Origin of the sequence: Salmonella sp. 741265055_HSA (assembly GCF_046569525.1) — a bacterium.
GTDB lineage: Bacteria > Pseudomonadota > Gammaproteobacteria > Enterobacterales > Enterobacteriaceae > Salmonella > Salmonella enterica.
In genome coordinates, this window is the sequence record NZ_JBKFSQ010000076.1 from 1 (window position 1) to 3,284 (window position 3,284).

The 3,284-nt window shown below is 47.6% G+C and carries 3 protein-coding genes; all 3 read right to left on the minus strand.

Annotation, left to right across the window (positions count from 1 at the left end; translation table 11 throughout):
• Window positions 1–199 precede the first annotated feature (199 nt).
• Window positions 200–931 carry a hypothetical protein gene (locus ACLD4K_RS21800; protein ID WP_411012493.1) on the minus strand — a complete coding sequence of 244 codons (732 nt, stop codon included), beginning with the start codon at window positions 929–931 and terminating at the stop codon, window positions 200–202.
• An 82-nt stretch (window positions 932–1,013) separates the two neighbouring features.
• Window positions 1,014–1,454: a DinI-like family protein gene (locus ACLD4K_RS21805; protein ID WP_411012494.1), complete on the minus strand. Its 441-nt coding sequence runs from the start codon at window positions 1,452–1,454 to the stop codon at window positions 1,014–1,016.
• A 117-nt stretch (window positions 1,455–1,571) separates the two neighbouring features.
• On the minus strand, window positions 1,572–3,284 hold a 1,713-nt coding region (locus tag ACLD4K_RS21810; protein ID WP_411012495.1), incomplete at its 5' end, for a replication endonuclease.

Genomic DNA, 3,284 nt, shown 5'->3' on the forward strand with positions numbered 1-3,284 from the left:
ACAAATCCTTGATATAGAAAATCACAACATTTTCACACAACATCTAAGCGCAATTTAAATCATCAAGCACTCTAATTACAAACAAAACAACACACAATACATCAAAAAAACCATGTAAAACAAAAAAATAGATATGCTTTAAGATCATCTTTCAATGCCACCGATACAATATCAAACTTCAGTATCGGCGGCATTAACTTCAATTGTTTAGCATCGAAACTATTTCGCCCGTTTTCACATTAACACGCGCTGCAATTGTTTGCTTCACTACACCACCATAAGCATTAGTGCCGCGAAACGTTGTTTTTACAACGGCATGCGGGTCTTTATTCAAAATCAGATGGTAGACCGTTGAAACATGCTTATAAGAGGAATCATCATTCATGCTGGCTTTTATCAGCTTCTCTAACGGGCGATAAGAGCCATCCCAACCACTAAAATTACCCTGAAATGCGTCAAGGTTGATTTTATTATTTATGGATTGTGGATCCTTCTCGAAGTCGTTAAAACACCACCCCAACACATCACCGATCTTTAACGCATCATCTTTCGTAAAAGTGTACTCACTCATACAGGCATAAAAAGCATCAGCAGAGCTTACCGGTACACCTTTGAAGCCAACATAACCTTTAACGATATTGTGCCGGGTTTCTTTTGGCTCATTGCGATATTCTTTGAGGGTCTTATCTGCGTACTCAAAGGTTGGCGTAGTCGGTTCCGCTTTAACCTCCGGCACGTCAGCTTTTGCCACAGTCTGACTTTTTTCAGTCGGCCATAAGATTGAGCCAATAACACCCAGCGCCAGACAGCCACCGAGATAAACCGCACTGGAGCGCTTACGGTTCGGCATTCGAACCAGCGACGGCTTGATTAACCCCACGATAAAAGCAATAAAGAGAGCCAGAGATAAAAATGCTATTACGGTATCCATGATTTTCCTTTGTGTGTAATCCCCATACAAAACAACCCCATGCTATCAAACATGGGGTCGAGGGTTGCACATTTTTCAGGGATTAACGCCAGCTCTCATCTTCCCACACTTCCTTAAGGATGCTATCCAGCGCTTCGCGGTCTGAATCTTTATCGAATCCCATCAGCTCGACACCGGTCATCGATCCCTTTTTAACAGTAACGCGCGTTGAGGGGAAAACAGACTGTATTCGCTTGATCAATTCGCATTGAAAAGCATCAATTACCGGCTGGCCGATTTTTTGGTCTTTATCCAACGTGATATTTACTTTCACCTTGCCCTCCTTTGCAAAGGTTTCATCAACAGGTGGCGCGGAAAAAACAACAGAAAAATTATTATTTTTCATTAGGTTGCCTCTTGCTATCTCCGCGATTAAATTCAATGCAATTTCACGATCTCTTTCCTTACAAGTACCTTCAGCAGTCAGACGCGCAATCATTTCGACCCGCTCAATCATAACGTGCTCGTTTAGCTCTCTATCCACACAACCTCCATTACGAGATACTGTATATACATACAGTAACACGTAATAACAAAAGGTGTGAAGAAAAAATCACAGTTAAACACACTGTATGTACATGATATGGATGAATATTAACGATTATATTTTCGTTGCGAGTTCAGCTAAAGCCGCAACACGATTGAGGATAATCCTAGCCTTAGCCTGATACGATGGTGCTGCGGTAAATATTTCTCCCTTGGCCGTTCCTCTCAACCATTTACCGTTAAAGCAACTTTTACCACCGGCCATCAGGTGCAGGGCTTCGCCCCGGCTGATTGTGATGCCGGTAGTCAGATGTATCTCGTCGATAGTTTTCGCTATAGCTGCGTTTTGCTCATCCGTTCCGTGGATAAATTTTCGCCGCATTGCTGGCTTTTGCTTCCTGAGTCGGTTTGTCAGCTCTCGTTTTTCACGTCGACTTAGGGGCTTAGATAAATCGAGTTCCGGTGGATCGCTTTCGCTTCCCGTACAGTTATTGACAGAACTCCGAGAGGGCGCAGGAGCGCCCTTAACGTCAACGGCCAAATCAACGGCACGCTTCGGCACAATTTTCCACTGCGTGAGCCGGGTTAAAATAGGGGTGCCGGCACCGACAGCAGAATCGTACACGCCACGGATGCAGATGGTTTCCTCACCATATTGGTTAAACTCGGGGCGCGGTTCATACAGCGTGCGCACCTGCAAATCATCGCGACGGACAAACGGGCCTCCCTGCGCATTAACGTAACCAGCCCAGTCACCGGCGTCAGCGGCATCATGGACGGCGGCAAACTCAACGCTCAGACCGTGCGCGGTCTCGGTATCAGCGAGACGACGCAATTCACGGTAGACCGTCACCGGCGCACCGCCGATAAACTGAAACTGACGGATGTGCCAGCGCGCCGCCCATGCTGATACAGCGGGGGCTGTCTCTTTCAGTAGCTCACCGCTTTCGTCATCGGTTTCACCATCGAGAGCATAACCGTCGATGTTTTTAGAAATGTATTTCGCGACATAGCCGGTAGCACTGCCTTTCTCCGGGTCGATAGCCTCAGCATGAAAGCGGGCTTTTTTAGCCTTATCACTTTTAAGTTCGTGGTGGTCTTCCTCCCATGCATAATCGCGGATGATGAGGCGCACGCTCTCGACGTCTTCTGGCAACATGAACATAAGCATGTGCCAGTGCGGCGTTCCGTCGTGATGAGGCTCGGCAACACGTATGCCGAAAATGCGAATTTCTTCCCGATGTAGCTTGGCACGAATGCGCGCCCAAAGGCCGGTTAGGTAGCTCTGCGTGTCCGACGGGCTAGCGCCGTTCCATTTGCTGTTACGGTATCCCGCTTTAGTCGTGGCATGATATTTAGACGGTGCGGTCAGGGTGTAAAACTCCCCGACGTATCCGAGTTCATTGCAGATATTTTCAAACCCACGGATGCGGGTCATCAGCTCGCAGCGGCGTATCGCAGGGTTAGCGACCGAACCGTCGTATTTTTCGATAAGACTGATGCGGTTGCCGTCTTCATCTTCGAGATCCAGACCTTTGAGAAATTCACGAGTGCGGCGCTTTTGTTCACGCCAGTCAGTCACGCAGTTTTTACTCGCATAGGCATGCTTTTTCTTACTGACGTTGCCGACAGCAATTTGCAGATGTTCGCGCCATGCAGCCGCAATGCGACGCAGACGACCACGCCACCACACATCGTTAAACATGCGAGCGATGGCCGGGGCAATTTCATCTTCTCCGACATATTTCTTTGTCACCCTCTCCCAATGCGGAGGGGTAACATTGAATTGCATAGAAATAAAACCGGCGCGCATGTACCAAGTGTACAG